Genomic DNA, 16,034 nt, shown 5'->3' with positions numbered 1-16,034 from the left:
CTGAGGTGGATATGATTGAGATAGAAAAGGTTTGCGTGGATTTTACCGCAGGCCGTGGACCCTCAACCCGGGCGGTTGATGATGTCAGCTTGCACATTGGCGCGGGCGAGATATTTGGTATTGTCGGAACCAGCGGCGCGGGGAAAAGTACGCTACTACGCACCTTGAACGCTTTAACGCGTCCGAGCCAGGGAAGCGTGAAGGTAAACGGCGTAGAAATTTCTGCGCTGGAAGGAACGCAGTTACGTAAAGCGCGTCAGCGCATTGGCATGATTTTTCAGCACTTTAATCTGATGCATACTCGCACCGTGGCGCAAAACGTTGCCTTTAGCCTGAAGGCTGCCGGATGGGAACGCAGCAAGATTGCTCCACGCGTCACGGAGATTCTGGCGCTGGTCGGACTGTCTGATAAGGCGAACCGTTTTCCGGTTCAGCTCAGCGGTGGTCAGAAGCAGCGCGTGGGCATTGCCCGTGCGATTGCCAATCACCCGGATGTGTTACTGTGTGATGAACCCACTTCCGCGTTAGATCTCGAAACCTCGGCCACGATTCTGGCGTTGCTTAAGCAGATCAACCAACAGTTGGGGATCACGATCGTGCTGATCACTCACGAGATGAACGTGATCAAATCGATTTGCGATCGCGTGGCGGTGATGTCAGGCGGTAAGGTGGTGGAGTCCGGTGAGGTGTTTGACGTTTTTGCTCACCCGCAGCATGCCTTCACCCAGCAACTGGTGTCGCATACCCTCAATCTGACGTTACCTGAACGTCTGCGCCAGCATCTTCCCGGCCAGTTGCTAAAAATTCTTTTTATCGGCGATTCGGCGGAACAGCCTGTGCTGTCAGAAGTTGCCGTTAAATTTGGCGTGGCGGTGAACATTCTGCACGGCAAAATTGAATATATCGGCGAACGCGCGCTGGGGATTCTGGTGGTGCAACTGACCGCGCCGCATAACCCTTCTGCGGTGGATGTCGCCGTGGAACATATTCGTCAACGTACTGCTCAAGTGGAGGTGATTCGTGGATGATTTATTGCCTGATTTGACGCTGGCGTTTAATGAAACCTTCCAGATGTTGAGCATCTCAACGGTGCTGGCGATTATTGGCGGTTTGCCGCTCGGTTTTCTTATTTTCGTCACCGACCGGCATTTATTCTGGCAGAACCGTTTTGTGTATCTGCTCAGCTCCGTGCTGGTGAATATTATCCGCTCGGTACCGTTTGTGATCCTGCTGGTGCTGCTGCTACCGCTCACCCAGTTTTTGCTCGGGAACACCATCGGGCCGATTGCGGCATCGGTCCCGCTGTCGGTGGCGGCGATTGCTTTTTATGCCCGGCTGGTGGATAGCGCGCTACGTGAAGTGGATAAAGGCATTATTGAGGCGGCGGAAGCTTTTGGTGCCAGCCCGATGCGCATCATTTGCACCGTTCTGTTACCTGAGGCGAGCGCGGGACTGCTGCGTGGGCTGACGATCACGCTGGTGAGCCTGATCGGTTACTCGGCGATGGCCGGGATTGTCGGCGGCGGCGGGGTAGGTGACCTGGCGATTCGCTTTGGTTATTACCGCTATGAAACCCAGGTCATGATCGTCACCGTTGTCGCGCTGATTATTCTGGTGCAGGTTGTCCAGGTGCTGGGCGACTGGCTGGCAAAACGCGCGGATAAGCGCGACAGACACTGATCACTGCGCGTTAAGCCATCCGGCCACGTCCTGCCATGTGCCGCGAAAGACGATTTTCGCGGCTTTCTTTTCCAGTTGATAGCGATACATCGGGTCATAATACTCGTTGAGTAACGGCACCAGCCAGCCCATGTGAGCGTCGGTACAGCCCGTCGACTGCTGTTCGCGCAGAGCCACGTCAAGCAGGGCGGTCAGCTCGGCAAAACGCTGTAACCCCAGACGACGGCGAATAGCGAACAGGCCGTGGTGCAGATACTCACTGTATTCCTGCCAGCCCTGGCTCTCACCATAAGCGTGGGTAAAATCGTGGTGCATGCGCACGAAATATTCCTCGCGCAGGCGCTCCAGACGCAGCTCAAAAGGATCGTCCACTACCGCAATGGATGCCTCGGTCATGCGCTCGCGCAGGCATTCGGGCAGATGGTTAGCACCGATCATCCGGCCTTCATCTTCCAGCACCCACTGGCGCAAATCCTGTCGGCTGTCCGTTTTGAGCATTTCGACCGCCAGCAGGTTTTCAAAACTCGCCTGGCTCAGCTGCGGTTCCACGGTACGTCCAAACGAGGAACCACGATGGTGCGCCAGTCCTTCGAGATCCACACCGTTCGGCTGCTGTTGTACCAATTGCGTTTTACCGTTCCCGGTACAGCCGCCAATTAAGACGATCGGTTTTTGCACCAATTCTTCCGTTATCCGTATGACCGCCTGGCGCAGAGCCTTATAACCGCCCTGTATCAGCGGATAGTCAATGCCGGACTCGTGCAGCCACTGCTGCACAATATGCGAACGCTGACCGCCGCGCGCGCAGCATAAATATCCTTTTGGGTGTTGACGACAGGCATCCTGCCAGGCGTACATGCGCTGTTGGCGGGTTTCACCCGAGACCAGTTGATGGCCCAATTCCAGGGCAGCCTCAGGCCCCTGACGTTTATAACAGGTACCGACGGCGGCGCGTTCGTCATCGTTCATTAAGGGGAGATTGACTGCGCCCGGCATCGCGCCTTGTTGAAATTCGACGGGGGCGCGTACATCGATAATAGGCGTACCGGCGAGCAGAATCGCGCGATAGTCCGTTCCATCGTTCATATTTGATCCTGAGAATACAAAACAGCAATGGAGGGGATTTTACGCGCCAGAAGAGGGGCCGGGGAAGGATAAAATCAACTCCCCGGCATTAATGGCTTATTTCAGCTTTGACTGCGCCCAGATGATACCGCTGGCATATTCCGGCGGCAGCAGGGGAATGAGCGCTTCCAGCGTGGCGCTAAGGCGCGCGGTATCGCTGTCGCTCAGGTTCAGGTGTCCCACCTTACGCCCTTCGCGTACCTCTTTGTCATACCAGTGCAGATGCACCAGCGGCAGCTTCAGCCAGTCGTAGTTCAGGTCGCTGCCGATCAGGTTTACCATCACCGAAGAATTGTTCACCACCGGCGTCGGCAGCGGCAGGCCGGTAATGGCGCGCAGATGCAGTTCAAACTGGCTGATGCTGGCGCCGTTTTGCGTCCAGTGCCCGCTGTTGTGCACGCGCGGAGCCAGTTCATTAATCAGCAGACCTTCCGGGGTGATGAAACACTCCATCGCCATCACACCGACATAGCCCAGCTCCTGCATGATGGCAGAGAGCATCGCTTCGGCCTGCGCCTGTTGTTTAGCGTTAGCCTGCGGAAATACCACGCTGGTGCGCAGAATGCCGTCCTGATGCAGGTTATGGGTCAACGGATAGAAGACGGTGCTGCCGTCGTGCGCACGCGCGCCAACCAGCGAGACTTCACCGGAGAAGTTGATTCCTCGCTCGACAATGCACTCGCCGTAGCAGTCGTCTGGCAGTTGTGCGGTTTCATTTGCGCGTAAACGCCACTGTCCACGACCGTCGTAGCCGCCGACGCGACGCTTCACAATCGCCAACTCGCCGAGTTTGTCGAACACCGCAGACCATTCGCTTTTATCCGCCAGCAGTTGCCATGGCGCAGTCGCCAGGTTGAGTTTGTCAAAAAGCTGTTTTTGCGTCAGACGGTCAGCAATAATCGGGAAGACGTCGCGGTTAACAAACGCCGGATGACGCGCCAGTTCGCGAGTGAGCGCCGTTTCCGGCCAGCGCTCAATCTCTGCGGTGATCACGCTTTGCTGAAAAGGAACGGCAGCGGGTTCGGCGTCCAGCCCGACGGGCCAGACCGCAATCCCCAGCGGCTCACCGGCCTGACGCAGCATGCGTCCTAACTGACCATTGCCGAGTACACAGACCTGCTTCATGCGACACCTCGCGGGTCCGGGTTCTCCAGCACCTCGTCGGTTTGCGCTTTACGCCACTCAGCCAGACGCTGATGCAATTCTTTGTCGTGTGTTGCCAGAATTTGCGCGGCCAGCAGGGCCGCATTGGCCGCGCCCGCTTTGCCGATCGCCAACGTGCCCACCGGAATACCGCGAGGCATCTGTACGATGGAGTAGAGACTGTCTACGCCGCTCAACGCTGCGCTTTGTACCGGAACGCCTAAAACAGGCACCAGCGTTTTCGCCGCAATCATACCAGGCAAATGTGCAGCACCACCGGCACCGGCGATAATCACCTGATAACCGTTCTCTTCAGCGCCTTCGGCGAAACTGAACAGTTTGTCTGGGGTACGGTGAGCAGAGACGACCTCAACATGATGTGGAACGTCCAGCATTTCGAAGATTTCGGCGGCGAACTGCATGGTAGCCCAGTCGCTTTTGGACCCCATCACGATGGCGACACGCGCCGGATTATTGCGGGAAGACATGCGTCTGAAAACTCCTGTGGTGCACTACACTCGACTTTTGAGGCCACAGAGAATAGCATAATTCACCGTCAAGGAAAACGATTGCGTAGCCTGTGTAGCAAGCGTTTTGACGGGGGAGTTAAAATGGAAATGCGATCAGTTCAACGTCGTGTGGTGTGACTTTGATCATCGAACCTTCGCTGTGCCAGGCGCCTAATACTACGCGGAAGGCGGGTTGCCCATTGGCCGTAAGTTCGTGTACTGCCGGACGGTGGGTATGACCGTGAATTAACCACTGGACCTGATGATTTTCCAGCTCGGCAATAACGGCCTGCTGATTCACATCCATGATCTCCAGCGACTTACTGCTGTTGGCTGCTTTGCTGTTGGCGCGCATTTTCGCGGCAATACGTTGGCGAATGAATAATGGCAGGGCGAGGAATAGTTTTTGTAACCAGGATTGATGCACTTTTGCGCGAAACGCCTGATAGCCGGCGTCATCGGTGCATAACGTGTCGCCATGCATGATCAGTACCTTGCGACCATACAGGTCGAGCACTTTCTCTTCGGGCAGTAAGGTCATGCCGCTCTCACGGGCAAAACGTTTGCCGAGCAGAAAATCACGGTTGCCGTGAATAAAAAAGCAGGGAACGCCGGAATCAGCCAGTGATTTTATCGCCGCGGCTATTTGATGATGCAGTGGATTAGGGTCGTCGTCGCCAATCCAGGCTTCGAACAGATCGCCGAGAATGTACAGCGCATCGGCTTGTCGCGCATCACCGGCTAAAAAACGCAGAAAACCGGCGGTGATCGCCGGTTCTTCTGTGCAGAGGTGAAGATCTGCAATAAACAGTGTCGCCACGATTACTCGCTGACGGTCACGTTTTCGATGATGACGTCTTCTTTAGGCACATCCTGATGCATACCGCTGCGACCAGTGGAAACGCCTTTGATTTTATCAACCACGTCCATGCCTTCAACAACTTCAGCAAACACGCAGTAACCCCAACCCTGCATGCTTTCGCCGGAGAAGTTCAGGAAGTCATTGTCAGCAACGTTGATGAAGAACTGTGCGGTTGCGGAGTGCGGAGCCTGAGTACGCGCCATTGCCAGCGTACCACGGGTGTTTTTCAGACCGTTGTTCGCTTCGTTTTTGATCGCTTCTTTCGTGGCTTTTTGCTTCATGCCCGGCTCGAAACCACCGCCCTGGATCATGAAACCGTTAATAACACGGTGGAAAATGGTGTTGTTGTAAAAACCTTCGCGGCAGTAGTCCAGGAAGTTTTTAACTGTTTCAGGCGCTTTATCATCAAACGTTTTGATTACGATATCGCCGTGATTAGTGTGGAAAGTAACCATTTTTGCATCCTGTTCCGATAGATTGGTGCTTCGACCCTGTCAAGGGTCAGAGTTAGGGGTGTGTTATAGCATAACCGCAAGCTGCGATCACCTCGCAAAGTGTGCTGCTTCCGGTCTAAATTATGGGTATTATACAGACTTTACTATCCACACACGTCTACACGGAATCTTCGATGTTAAAAATCTTTAATACACTGACGCGCCAAAAAGAGGAATTCAAACCTATTCATGCCGGGGAAGTCGGCATGTACGTGTGTGGTATTACCGTTTACGATCTCTGTCATATTGGCCACGGACGTACTTTCGTTTCTTTCGATGTCGTTGCGCGTTATCTGCGCTTCCTCGGCTATAAGCTGAAATATGTGCGCAACATTACCGATATCGACGACAAAATCATCAAGCGCGCGAATGAAAACGGCGAGAGCTTTGTCGCGCTGGTTGATCGTATGATTGCGGAAATGCATAGCGATTTCGATGCGCTGAATATTCTGCGCCCGGATCTGGAACCTCGCGCTACGCACCATATCGCCGAGATTATTGAGATCACCGAACAGCTGATCGCCAAAGGTCACGCTTATGTCGCCGATAACGGCGACGTGATGTTCGACGTTCCGACTGACCCGAACTACGGTCAGCTGTCACGCCAGGATCTGGATCAGTTGCAGGCGGGCGCTCGCGTTGACGTGGTTGACGTGAAGCGCAACCCGATGGACTTCGTGTTATGGAAAATGTCCAAAGAGGGCGAACCGAGCTGGCCGTCTCCATGGGGCGCAGGTCGTCCGGGCTGGCATATCGAGTGTTCGGCGATGAACTGCAAACAGTTGGGCAACCATTTCGATATTCATGGCGGTGGCTCGGACCTGATGTTCCCGCACCATGAAAACGAAATCGCGCAGTCCACCTGTGCGCACGATGGCGAATACGTGAACTACTGGATGCACTCCGGGATGGTGATGGTTGACCGAGAGAAAATGTCCAAATCGCTGGGCAACTTCTTTACCGTACGCGACGTGCTGAAATACTACGACGCCGAAACCATTCGCTACTTCCTGATGTCGGGTCATTACCGTAGCCAGTTGAACTACAGCGAAGAGAACCTGAAACAGGCGCGTTCTGCGCTGGAACGTCTGTACACCGCGCTGCGTGGTACCGACAAATCCGTTGCCCCTGCGGGTGGCGAGGACTTTGAAGCGCGTTTCATTGAAGCGATGGACGATGACTTCAACACGCCGGAAGCTTACTCCGTGCTGTTTGATATGGCGCGTGAAGTTAACCGCCTGAAGGGTGAAGATATGGTGGCGGCTAACGGTATGGCTGCGCATCTGCGCAAGCTCTCCAGCGTGCTGGGCCTGCTGGAACAGGATCCGGAAGCGTTCCTGCAAAGCGGCGCGCAGGCGAATGACGGTGAAGTTGCTGAAATTGAAGCGTTAATTCAGCAGCGTCTGGATGCGCGTAAAGCCAAAGACTGGGCGGCAGCTGACGCCGCGCGTGACCGTCTCAACGAGATGGGCATCGTGCTGGAAGATGGCCCGCAGGGCACCACCTGGCGTCGTAAGTAACTCTCTATTGCCGGATGGCGTCTAACGCCTTATCCGGCCTACGATGGAATGATCGGTAGGCCGGATGCGTCGTTAACCTCATCCGGCACTCGGGATCACGCCACGACGTTAATGCTGTGGCCTTCAAAGCTGACGGTCTGTCCGGCAACGATTTTACAGCGTTTGCGCGTTTCAACAGCGCCATCGACCTTCACTAAACCTTCGCCAATAGCAATCTTTGCCTGGGCGCCGCTTTCGCTCCAGCCTTCCAGCTTCAGCAAATCGCAGAGTTCAACGTGAGGGTGTTTACCCAGTGAAAATGTGGCCATCTTAAACGTCCTTTACATCATGGTATTCAACACACGCCTGTAGCGTGTTTTCGATAAGTGTGGCGACAGTCATTGGGCCTACGCCGCCCGGTACCGGCGTGATATATGACGCACGCGCGGCAGCATCTTCAAAGACCACATCGCCAACAACCTTACCATTCTCCAGACGGTTGATGCCGACATCAATCACAATCGCACCTTCTTTGATCCACTCGCCGGGAATAAAGCCAGGTTTGCCGACAGCAACAATCAGCAGGTCCGCATGTTCTACGTGGCGACGCAGATCTTTGGTGAATCGGTGGGTGACCGTGGTGGTGCAGCCAGCCAGCAGCAGCTCCATGCTCATCGGGCGTCCGACAATATTTGAGGCGCCAATCACTACGGCATTCAGACCATAGGTATCGATGTTATAACGCTCAAGCAGAGTGACAATCCCGCGCGGAGTACATGGACGCAGACGCGGCGCGCGTTGACACAGACGACCAACGTTATACGGGTGGAAACCGTCTACGTCTTTATCCGGTGCAATACGCTCCAGCACTTTAACGTTGTCGATACCTGCCGGTAATGGCAGTTGTACCAGGATACCGTCGATGGTGGTATCTGCATTGAGCGTATCGATCAGCTCAAGAAGCTCCGCCTCGCTGGTGGTTTCAGGCAGGTCATAAGAGCGGGAGACAAACCCCACTTCATCACAGGCTTTGCGTTTACTCGCGACATAAATCTGCGAAGCCGGGTTGCTACCTACCAGCACAACAGCCAGGCCTGGGGCGCGTAATCCAGCCGCTAAACGCGCCTGAACTTTTTGAGCAACCTCAGAGCGCACCTGCTGCGCAATCGTTTTACCGTCAATAATCTTTGCTGCCATCAGAGAGAGGATTCCGTCTGTTACGTTAAATCGAAGGGGATGTCACTATTTTGTCAGAAGCAGAACGTGCTGTCAGTTTTCGTTTGCGTTTTTACGTGCGATTGCGGGGAACGTGGTCAGCGGGCAGGGTCGGTTCAGACGCTGAGACCGTTCACATAACTCATGATCATGCTAATTAAATTTAACGTCAATGAAACAACTCATCACCCTGGTGTTTTCAAGGTTAATGCACCGTAAACCAGTCTGTTACGTCTGATTATGGTGTCTTTTACCTCATTTTTACCCAGACTTTTCCTGGATCCCAATAAGAATTAGCCAGGAGCATTAAAAGGATTTGCAGGTATTTTTCATTAATTGAAATGTTTAATTTAACACTGTGACGAATAGTCATATTCGCGAAGATTAATTAGTGAATCAAATACTCAGGAGAGTAGGGGTAATTAACTAATTCTCTTGCGATATATATCTTTACAGGATGCAGAGATAATTAGCCTGACATTTAATGTCGATAATGATTCAAACGGATCCCGCAGGACGCCGGAGCCGGATGTATGTAATTCAAGGGAAATCCATGAAACGTAAATTAATGACCTCTTCTGTTATTGCCAGCCTGATGTTAGTTGCGGGCGCAGCGGTTGCGGCCGATCCGGTAAGCGTTAGCGGTGGTACCGTGCATTTTGAAGGTGAACTGGTCAATGCAGCCTGTGCAGTCAGCACTCAGTCATCCGATCAGGTTGTTACGTTAGGCCAATATCGTACCGCCAGTTTTGCTGCAGCAGGCGATACGACGGCACAAATTCCGTTCACTATCGTACTGAACGACTGTGACCCGAAAGTGGCTGCGACCGCCGCGGTTGCTTTCTCTGGTCAGACCGACCTCACTAACAATAACCTGCTGGCCGTTTCCTCCTCGGATAACAGCACTACCGCGGGCGGTGTAGGGATTGAAATTCTGGACAATACGTCCACCGCGCTGAAGCCTGATGGGGCAACCTTCTCTACCGCTCAGGCGCTGGTAGAAGGGACCAACACCCTGCGTTTCTCTGCCCGTTATAAAGCGACGGCGGACAGCACTACGCCGGGCCAGGCGAATGCCGACGCGACGTTTATCATGAAGTACGAATAAGCCGTTTTGATTCGCGCAAGGATGATGTTCGCCTCATTGGATGAGGCAATATCCGGGGATGAAAAAGGATGCGGCAGATGATAGGGAAAGGCGTGGCGCTGGCGGGAATGCTGTGCGTAATGCCTGCGCTTGCTCATACGGTAATACTGGAAAGCGGACGCCTCCACTTACGAGGGCAGCTCGTTAACGGCGCCTGCACGGTCGCCACCGACAGCCAGAATTTGCGGGTGCAAATGGGGCAATATCGTACCAATGCCTTCTCCGGAACGGGAAGCTTTGCCTCTACCAGCGTACCGTTTTCACTGCGATTAACGTCGTGTAGTTCTGATGTTTATGACCACGTCGGGATTGCGTTTGCCGGTGTGACGCCAGCGGAAGATCCGCAGGTATTTCTGGCCAGCGGCGATGCGTCTGCATCTTCGGGGGTTGGTCTGGCGCTATTTGACGAGCGACAACAGCAAATAATTCCGAATGCTCTACCGCTTCATTACGCGCCGATTATCACCCAAGAGATGACGTTTCATTTCACTGCTCGCTATCGGGCCGTCTCGGAAAATATCACACCGGGAATACTTCGTTCAGACGTGTGGTTTACGTTGGTTTATCCCTGATTTATTTCCCAACGATAATCGCATCAAAGGTATTTGTAGCTATGTTTAATAATCTAAAATCAGGTTTTATCCTTTTACTGGCCTTATTTTCTGCTGCCAGTGTGCAGGCAGCCGGAGGCATTGCATTAGGCGCTACCCGTGTTATTTATCCAGCTGATGCCAAACAAACTTCGCTGTCGATTAGCAATAGCGATACCAAAGAACGTTACCTGGTAAATTCATGGATCGAGAATAGCGCAGGGGTTAAAGAAAAAGCGTTTGTCGTGACGCCTCCGTTGTTTGTCAGTGAGGCTAAAAGCGAAAATACGCTGCGTATCATTTACGCAGGCGCGCCACTGCCCAAAGACCGTGAGTCGCTGTTCTGGATGAACGTGAAAGCCATTCCGTCAGTCAATAAGAACAGCCTTGAGGGTAAAAACGTTCTGCAACTGGCGATTTTGTCGCGCATTAAACTTTTTGTCCGCCCAAATAATCTGCCGCACATCCCGGAAGATGCTCCCGGCATGCTGCAGTTTTCCCGTTCCGGCAACCACCTGAAAATCAACAATCCGTCTGCGTATTACGTCACGTTGGTCAACCTTAATGTGGGGAAAACGAAGATCGATAACGTCATGGTTGCACCGAAAAGCGATACGCAGGTACTGCTGCCAACGGGCGTACAGGGCAACGTTACTTTCCAGACGGTCAATGATTATGGCGCGGTGACCACCGCCAAAACGGTAAGCGTGCGTTGAGATAACGATGAATAAGACAACGTATTTTCCTGACCTGTTACCGGGGGTTACGCCACCGCTGGCGGGGGTGGCGTTGTCCACGTTGGCGGCGCTCTTTCCCTCTTTAAGCCATGGGGAAAGCTATTTTAATCCGGCATTTTTATCTGCGGATACCGCAACCGTGGCGGATTTATCACGTTTTGAAAAAGGTAATCATCAGCCTGAAGGCGTTTATCGTGTGGATATCTGGCGCAATGATGAATTCGTTGCTACCCAGGACATTCGTTTTGCCAGCAGTGCGGGAAAAGCCGGGGAGAAGTCTGGCGGACTGATGCCATGCTTTGGACTCGACTGGGTGAAGCGCCTGGGTGTTAATATTGCCGCGTTTCCGGCACTCAGTAAGGAGCCGAACGCGACCTGTATCAATTTGCCTGAGGCGATTCCCGGCAGTGAAATTGCCTTTGATTTTTCTACTTTGCGCTTAAATATCAGTCTGCCGCAGGCGTCGATGTTAAACAGCGCGCGCGGCTACATTCCACCGGACGAGTGGGATGAAGGGATCCCGGCGGCGCTGATTAACTATAACTTTACCGGTAGCCGTGGGAGCGATACTGACAGCTATTTCCTGAGCATGTTGAGTGGCCTGAACTATGGTCCCTGGCGACTGAGGAACAACGGCGCGTGGAGCTATTCCAAAGGCGACGGATACCATTCACAAAGCTGGAAAAACATCGGTACATGGCTTCAGCGCGCGGTTATCCCGCTGAAGGGTGAACTGGTGATGGGCGACAGCAATACCGGAAATGATGTTTTTGACAGCGTCGGGTTTCGTGGCGCGCGACTCTATTCCTCAGACAGTATGTATCCCGACAGCTTGCAAGGCTATGCGCCTACCGTGCGGGGCATTGCGCGTACCGCAGCGAAACTGACTATTCGTCAGAATGGCTACGTGATTTATCAAAGCTATGTTTCACCTGGCGCTTTTGCGATAACCGATCTTAACCCGACCTCCTCCAGCGGTGACCTTGAGGTGACGGTGGATGAGAAAGACGGTAGCCAGCAGCGCTATACGGTGCCGTACTCCACGGTTCCGTTGTTACAGCGAGAAGGGCGTTTCAAGTATGACGTGGTTGCCGGGGATTTTCGCAGCGGCAATAGTCAGCAATCCTCACCGTTCTTTTTCCAGGGAACATTAATCGCCGGGTTACCAGCGGGTTATACCGCTTATGGTGGTACACAGTTAGCCTCACGTTACACCGCGCTGGTTTTAGGTACCGGGCGAAATCTGGGGGATTGGGGGGCAGTTTCCGTCGATTTAACCCATGCGCGCAGCCAATTGGCGGATGACAGTACGCACCAGGGGCAGTCTTTGCGTTTCCTGTATGCGAAGTCATTGAACAATTTTGGCACTAACTTTCAGCTTCTGGGCTATCGCTACTCTACGCGTGGCTTCTATACCCTCGACGATGTCGCGTATCGCAGTATGGAAGGCTATGAGTACGAATACGACAGTGAAGGCAATCGCCACGACGTGCCGGATGTGAAGAGTTACCACAATCTGAGCTACAGCAAGAAAGGCCGTTTCCAGATCAACATTTCGCAGAATCTGGGGGATTACGGATCGCTGTATATTTCGGGTAGCCAGCAAACGTACTGGAATACTTCTGACACCAATACCTGGTATCAACTGGGCTATGCCAGCGGTTGGCAGGGGATTAGCTATTCACTCTCCTGGTCGTGGAATGAATCGGTCGGCATCTCCGATACTGACCGCATCCTGGCGTTCAATATGTCAATCCCGTTCAGCTTGCTGAGCGGGCGGCGGTACTCGCGTGATAATGCCTTCGATCGCACCTACGCCACCTTTAATGCCAACCGCAATAGCAACGGACAAAATAGCTGGCAGAGCGGGATCGGCGGTACGTTGCTGGATGGCCGTAACCTGAGCTATAGCGTGAATCAGGGTCACAGCAGTACTAATGGTTACAGCGGAAACGCCAGCGCTAACTGGCAGGCGGCCTATGGCACGCTTGGTGTGGGATACAACTACGACCGCGACCAGCATGACTACAACTGGCAGCTTTCCGGCGGTGTGGTAGGACATGCGGACGGCATTACGCTTAGTCAGCCGCTCGGCGATACCAATGTGTTGATCAAAGCGCCAGGCGCTCAGGGCGTGCGGATAGAAAACCAGACCGGCGTGCAGACCGACTGGCGTGGATACGCGGTGATGCCGTATGCCACCGTCTATCGCTATAACCGCGTCGCGTTAGACACCAATTCGATGAATAACAATACCGATGTGGAAAACAACGTCAGCAGCGTCGTGCCAACGCAAGGGGCATTGGTGCGAGCGGCGTTTGATACACGTATCGGTGTGCGGGCGCTGATGACGGCGAAATATGCCGGTAAAGCTGTGCCATTTGGCTCCGTGGTGCGTGAAAACACCAGCGGCGTGACCAGTATGGTGGGTGAAGACGGGCAAATTTACCTGAGCGGCCTGCCGCTTAAAGGCGAGTTGCTGATCCAATGGGGGGAAGGCGCAAACGCTCGTTGCGTGGCGCATTATGCCTTGCCTGAAGAGAGCCTGAAACAGGCGGTGACGCTCACGAATGTGACGTGCGAATCGCCAGCGGCACGACAGGAATAATACGATGAAACGACAAACAGGTTTGTTACTGGCAAGCGCGTTACTGCTGATGGCGCAACCGTCCTGGGCAACGGTCTGCCAAAATTCGAATGGCACACCAACGGATGTTTTTTACGATCTGTCGAATGTCTTTAACAGCAGCAACAACCAGCCGGGACAGGTGGTGACGTTGCCGGAAAAATCAGGCTGGATTGGCGTCAATGCCACCTGTCCGGCAGGGACGAAGGTGGATTACACCTATCGAAGCTATGTCACTGAACTTCCGGTTCAAAGTACCGAGGGCGGTTTTCAGTACCTGAAACTCAATGACTACCTGCTGGGGGCTATGAGCATCACCGACAGCTACGCCGGGTTGTTTTATCCACCGCGCAATTATATCCGGATGGGGGTTGACTCAAACGTATCAAAGCAGAAGCCTTTTGGCGTACAGGATTCCAACCTGGTATTTAAATTAAAAGTGATTCGCTCGTTTATTAACATGGTACCTATCCCCCGGCAGACGATGTTCAGAGTCTATGTCACTACCAGTACCGGAGATGCGCTGAGTACGCCGGTTTACACCATTAGTTACAGCGGTAAGGTGGAGGTTCCACAAAACTGTGAAGTGAACGCCGGACAGATTGTCGAGTTTGATTTTGGCGATATTGGCGCATCGCTGTTTAGCAAGGCGGGCGCGGGCAACAAGCCCGAAGGTATTAATCCGCAGACTAAAACGGTGGCCATAAAATGCACCAACGTTGCCACTCAGGCCTACTTGACCATGCGGGTAGAAGCGGAGAAAGCCTCCGGGCAAATGATGGTTTCAAACAACCCGGATTTAGGTTTCATTGTTGCCGACAGCAGCGGTAATCCGCTTACGCCTAACAATCTGTCCAGCACTATTCCATTTCAACTGGACGACAACGCCGCGGCGAGTGTTGGGATCCGGACATGGCCGGTCAGCGTGACGGGTAATAAACCCACGGAAGGGCCTTTTACTGCCCGTGGCTATCTACGAGTGGACTATGACTAATAAGCAAAAGCCCGCCGCATGGGCATTTCTGGCGATTATGCCGATGCTGGCATTTAGCGCGTTATGCCAGGCCGCCTCGTCGCTGGGAGAAATCAATATTGAACTGCGCGGTAACGTGGTGGATTTTACCTGCGCGGTGATTGCCAGCGACAGCAATAAGTCGGTTGATTTAGGCACCTGGCCGACAAAGCAGTTACAGACCAGCGGCGACACCACCCAACCGGTCTCGTTTACGCTGAAGCTTGAAGGCTGCCCGCCGGGATCCGCGTCGATAACGTTTTCCGGGACCCCGGCCCCAGGCACTACGCTACTGGCGCTCGATAACGCGCTTATGGCGCAAAAGGTGGCTATTGAGCTGCGCGATAGCGACCGGACGCGATTGCCGCTTGAGCAGGCCAGCCAGACCGTCGGTATTGATGAGAATGGCAATGCCACGCTGACTTTTTTTGCCAACTATATCGCGCTGGCTGATGGGGTGCAGCCCGGTGTCGCCAGAGCTGATGCCACGTTTATGATTAACTATAACTAATCATTGCGCTGACAAAACACTCCCGAACGACATCTCGCCGGGAGTGTTGTTACATTAATTCATGCATTTTAGCGTAGTCGATCAGTTCAACGATGGTATGTAAACCGAGCTTGGAGTAGATATTAGCCTTGTGAGCGCTAATCGTTTTATTACTGAGTAGCAACTGTTCAGCAATTTCCTTGTTGGATAGCCCGTTTGCCAGATAACGCAAAACCGTCACCTCGCGGTTAGAGAGCGGCATATCATTTAATACACCTTTTTGCACATTTACATTGTTAATAAAGTTCAGTGTATCCGAAGGGAAAAAAGAATATCCTGATAAAATCATTTTTACCGCATTGTAGATATCATTTAGATCCTTTCGTTTACTGACAAAACCATTTGCCCCGGCGCGAATAGCGCGCCCGGCATAAAAAGACTCAGATTTTGAAGACAGAAATAGCACCCGAGTATTCTCCTGCAATGATTTTATTCTCTTGAGTAATGTAAAGCCATCAGAGCCAGGCAGTTCAATATCCAGGATGACAAGATCGACAGGGTACGTGCGTAGATGTTCTATTGCCGCGCGGCTGTCATCGGTTTTCAGCACAACCTGAATATTACTGTTTTTTTCGAGGAGTACTTCTATCGACATTCTGACAATAGGGTGTTCGTCCATAATGATAACGGATGCTGGTTTCATTGTTGTATGCCTCAAACTGTTTGCGTATCTTGCGAATTTGATAAAACATCAGGCGTTATAATATTGTCAAATAGCCAAGAGTTGTTCTGAGGAGAACCGAATAAATACTATTTCGTCCTTGTTTATTCGGTTGTTCTTCTACAGAACAATGAATTTGTGGAACATCCATTTCACACTGGAAAAACTAACAATTAATCAGGAA

At 52.9% G+C, this 16,034-nt stretch carries 17 protein-coding genes; 9 read left to right on the top strand and 8 right to left on the bottom strand.

Annotation, left to right across the window (positions count from 1 at the left end; all coding sequences use genetic code 11):
• Positions 1-11: 11 nt before the first annotated feature.
• Together sfbB and FDX04_RS10725 are read left to right on the top strand one after the other, a co-directional pair.
• Positions 12-1,028, top strand: coding sequence for a virulence-associated ABC transporter ATP-binding protein SfbB (sfbB, locus tag FDX04_RS10730; protein WP_079225152.1), 1,017 nt, complete (start codon positions 12-14; stop codon positions 1,026-1,028).
• A complete protein-coding gene (locus FDX04_RS10725; RefSeq protein ID WP_003831085.1) occupies positions 1,021-1,680 on the top strand; it encodes a methionine ABC transporter permease in 660 nt (219 codons plus the stop codon). The genes sfbB and FDX04_RS10725 overlap by 8 nt, the downstream gene beginning before the upstream one ends.
• Here FDX04_RS10725 and mnmH read toward each other — a convergent pair whose 3' ends face one another.
• From mnmH to ppiB, 5 genes are all read right to left on the bottom strand, one after another.
• Positions 1,681-2,766, bottom strand: a complete 1,086-nt coding sequence (gene mnmH, locus FDX04_RS10720; RefSeq protein ID WP_137360438.1) for a tRNA 2-selenouridine(34) synthase MnmH — start codon at positions 2,764-2,766, stop codon at positions 1,681-1,683.
• 96 nt (positions 2,767-2,862) lie between these two features.
• On the bottom strand, positions 2,863-3,930 hold the full coding sequence (purK, locus tag FDX04_RS10715; RefSeq protein WP_137360439.1) for a 5-(carboxyamino)imidazole ribonucleotide synthase: 1,068 nt from the start codon (positions 3,928-3,930) through the stop codon (positions 2,863-2,865).
• Positions 3,927-4,436, bottom strand: a complete 510-nt coding sequence (gene purE, locus FDX04_RS10710; protein WP_042309959.1) for a 5-(carboxyamino)imidazole ribonucleotide mutase — start codon at positions 4,434-4,436, stop codon at positions 3,927-3,929. The genes purK and purE overlap by 4 nt, the downstream gene beginning before the upstream one ends.
• 118 nt (positions 4,437-4,554) lie before the next feature.
• The gene (gene lpxH, locus FDX04_RS10705; protein ID WP_137360440.1) at positions 4,555-5,277 is read right to left on the bottom strand and encodes a UDP-2,3-diacylglucosamine diphosphatase; all 723 of its coding nucleotides are present in this window, start codon (positions 5,275-5,277) and stop codon (positions 4,555-4,557) included.
• A gap of 2 nt (positions 5,278-5,279) precedes the next feature.
• Entirely contained in the window at positions 5,280-5,774 is a 495-nt protein-coding gene (ppiB, locus tag FDX04_RS10700) for a peptidylprolyl isomerase B (RefSeq protein WP_003021875.1), read from the bottom strand.
• Between the two features lie 173 nt (positions 5,775-5,947).
• On the opposite strand from ppiB, the gene cysS reads away from it, so the two are divergent.
• Complete coding sequence (gene cysS, locus FDX04_RS10695) at positions 5,948-7,333, top strand: cysteine--tRNA ligase (protein ID WP_137370909.1); 1,386 nt, start codon at positions 5,948-5,950, stop codon at positions 7,331-7,333.
• A 95-nt stretch (positions 7,334-7,428) separates the two neighbouring features.
• Here cysS and ybcJ read toward each other — a convergent pair whose 3' ends face one another.
• Together ybcJ and folD are read right to left on the bottom strand one after the other, a co-directional pair.
• Positions 7,429-7,641, bottom strand: a complete 213-nt coding sequence (ybcJ, locus tag FDX04_RS10690; protein WP_016152124.1) for a ribosome-associated protein YbcJ — start codon at positions 7,639-7,641, stop codon at positions 7,429-7,431.
• A gap of 1 nt (position 7,642) precedes the next feature.
• Positions 7,643-8,509 carry a bifunctional methylenetetrahydrofolate dehydrogenase/methenyltetrahydrofolate cyclohydrolase FolD gene (gene folD / locus FDX04_RS10685; protein WP_003021887.1) on the bottom strand — a complete coding sequence of 289 codons (867 nt, stop codon included), beginning with the start codon at positions 8,507-8,509 and terminating at the stop codon, positions 7,643-7,645.
• A 571-nt stretch (positions 8,510-9,080) separates the two neighbouring features.
• Here folD and fimA point away from each other — a divergent pair.
• The 6 genes from fimA (at position 9,081) to sfmF (ending at position 15,150) form a co-directional block, all read left to right on the top strand.
• On the top strand, positions 9,081-9,635 hold the full coding sequence (fimA, locus tag FDX04_RS10680; RefSeq protein ID WP_061381603.1) for a type 1 fimbrial major subunit FimA: 555 nt from the start codon (positions 9,081-9,083) through the stop codon (positions 9,633-9,635).
• Positions 9,636-9,712: 77 nt separating this feature from the next.
• Positions 9,713-10,246: a type 1 fimbrial protein subunit FimI gene (gene fimI, locus FDX04_RS10675; RefSeq protein WP_042309947.1), complete on the top strand. Its 534-nt coding sequence runs from the start codon at positions 9,713-9,715 to the stop codon at positions 10,244-10,246.
• A gap of 41 nt (positions 10,247-10,287) precedes the next feature.
• Complete coding sequence (gene fimC, locus FDX04_RS10670; RefSeq protein WP_061381604.1) at positions 10,288-10,980, top strand: type 1 fimbria chaperone FimC; 693 nt, start codon at positions 10,288-10,290, stop codon at positions 10,978-10,980.
• A 7-nt stretch (positions 10,981-10,987) separates the two neighbouring features.
• Positions 10,988-13,609 carry a fimbrial biogenesis usher protein gene (locus FDX04_RS10665; protein ID WP_137370908.1) on the top strand — a complete coding sequence of 874 codons (2,622 nt, stop codon included), beginning with the start codon at positions 10,988-10,990 and terminating at the stop codon, positions 13,607-13,609.
• A gap of 4 nt (positions 13,610-13,613) precedes the next feature.
• A complete protein-coding gene (gene fimH / locus FDX04_RS10660) occupies positions 13,614-14,621 on the top strand; it encodes a type 1 fimbria D-mannose specific adhesin FimH (protein ID WP_137370907.1) in 1,008 nt (335 codons plus the stop codon).
• Positions 14,614-15,150: a fimbria assembly protein gene (gene sfmF, locus FDX04_RS10655; protein ID WP_038638506.1), complete on the top strand. Its 537-nt coding sequence runs from the start codon at positions 14,614-14,616 to the stop codon at positions 15,148-15,150. Before fimH ends, sfmF begins: the two co-directional genes overlap by 8 nt.
• A 49-nt stretch (positions 15,151-15,199) precedes the next feature.
• Here sfmF and fimZ read toward each other — a convergent pair whose 3' ends face one another.
• The gene (gene fimZ, locus FDX04_RS10650) at positions 15,200-15,832 is read right to left on the bottom strand and encodes a fimbria biosynthesis transcriptional regulator FimZ (protein ID WP_038638509.1); all 633 of its coding nucleotides are present in this window, start codon (positions 15,830-15,832) and stop codon (positions 15,200-15,202) included.
• Between the last annotated feature and the right edge of the window lie 202 nt (positions 15,833-16,034).

It is taken from the genome of Citrobacter sp. wls615 (assembly GCF_005281355.1).
Lineage (GTDB): Bacteria > Pseudomonadota > Gammaproteobacteria > Enterobacterales > Enterobacteriaceae > Citrobacter > Citrobacter werkmanii.
The sequence above is the reverse complement of the archived record's forward strand: the minus strand, read 5'-3'. Positions and strand labels throughout refer to the sequence as shown.

Bases quoted from the DNA above. Each gene is read 5' to 3' on its own strand.
- sfmF (WP_038638506.1), top strand. From the start codon at position 14,614: ATGACTAATAAGCAAAAGCCCGCCGCATGGGCATTTCTGGCGATTATG.
- sfbB (WP_079225152.1), top strand. From the start codon at position 12: ATGATTGAGATAGAAAAGGTTTGCGTGGATTTTACCGCAGGCCGTGGA.
- ybcJ (WP_016152124.1), bottom strand. From the start codon at position 7,641: ATGGCCACATTTTCACTGGGTAAACACCCTCACGTTGAACTCTGCGAT.
- fimA (WP_061381603.1), top strand. From the start codon at position 9,081: ATGAAACGTAAATTAATGACCTCTTCTGTTATTGCCAGCCTGATGTTA.
- fimH (WP_137370907.1), top strand. From the start codon at position 13,614: ATGAAACGACAAACAGGTTTGTTACTGGCAAGCGCGTTACTGCTGATG.
- fimZ (WP_038638509.1), bottom strand. From the start codon at position 15,832: ATGAAACCAGCATCCGTTATCATTATGGACGAACACCCTATTGTCAGA.
- fimC (WP_061381604.1), top strand. From the start codon at position 10,288: ATGTTTAATAATCTAAAATCAGGTTTTATCCTTTTACTGGCCTTATTT.
- folD (WP_003021887.1), bottom strand. From the start codon at position 8,509: ATGGCAGCAAAGATTATTGACGGTAAAACGATTGCGCAGCAGGTGCGC.
- mnmH (WP_137360438.1), bottom strand. From the start codon at position 2,766: ATGAACGATGGAACGGACTATCGCGCGATTCTGCTCGCCGGTACGCCT.
- cysS (WP_137370909.1), top strand. From the start codon at position 5,948: ATGTTAAAAATCTTTAATACACTGACGCGCCAAAAAGAGGAATTCAAA.
- purE (WP_042309959.1), bottom strand. From the start codon at position 4,436: ATGTCTTCCCGCAATAATCCGGCGCGTGTCGCCATCGTGATGGGGTCC.
- purK (WP_137360439.1), bottom strand. From the start codon at position 3,930: ATGAAGCAGGTCTGTGTACTCGGCAATGGTCAGTTAGGACGCATGCTG.
- ppiB (WP_003021875.1), bottom strand. From the start codon at position 5,774: ATGGTTACTTTCCACACTAATCACGGCGATATCGTAATCAAAACGTTT.
- FDX04_RS10665 (WP_137370908.1), top strand. From the start codon at position 10,988: ATGAATAAGACAACGTATTTTCCTGACCTGTTACCGGGGGTTACGCCA.
- fimI (WP_042309947.1), top strand. From the start codon at position 9,713: ATGATAGGGAAAGGCGTGGCGCTGGCGGGAATGCTGTGCGTAATGCCT.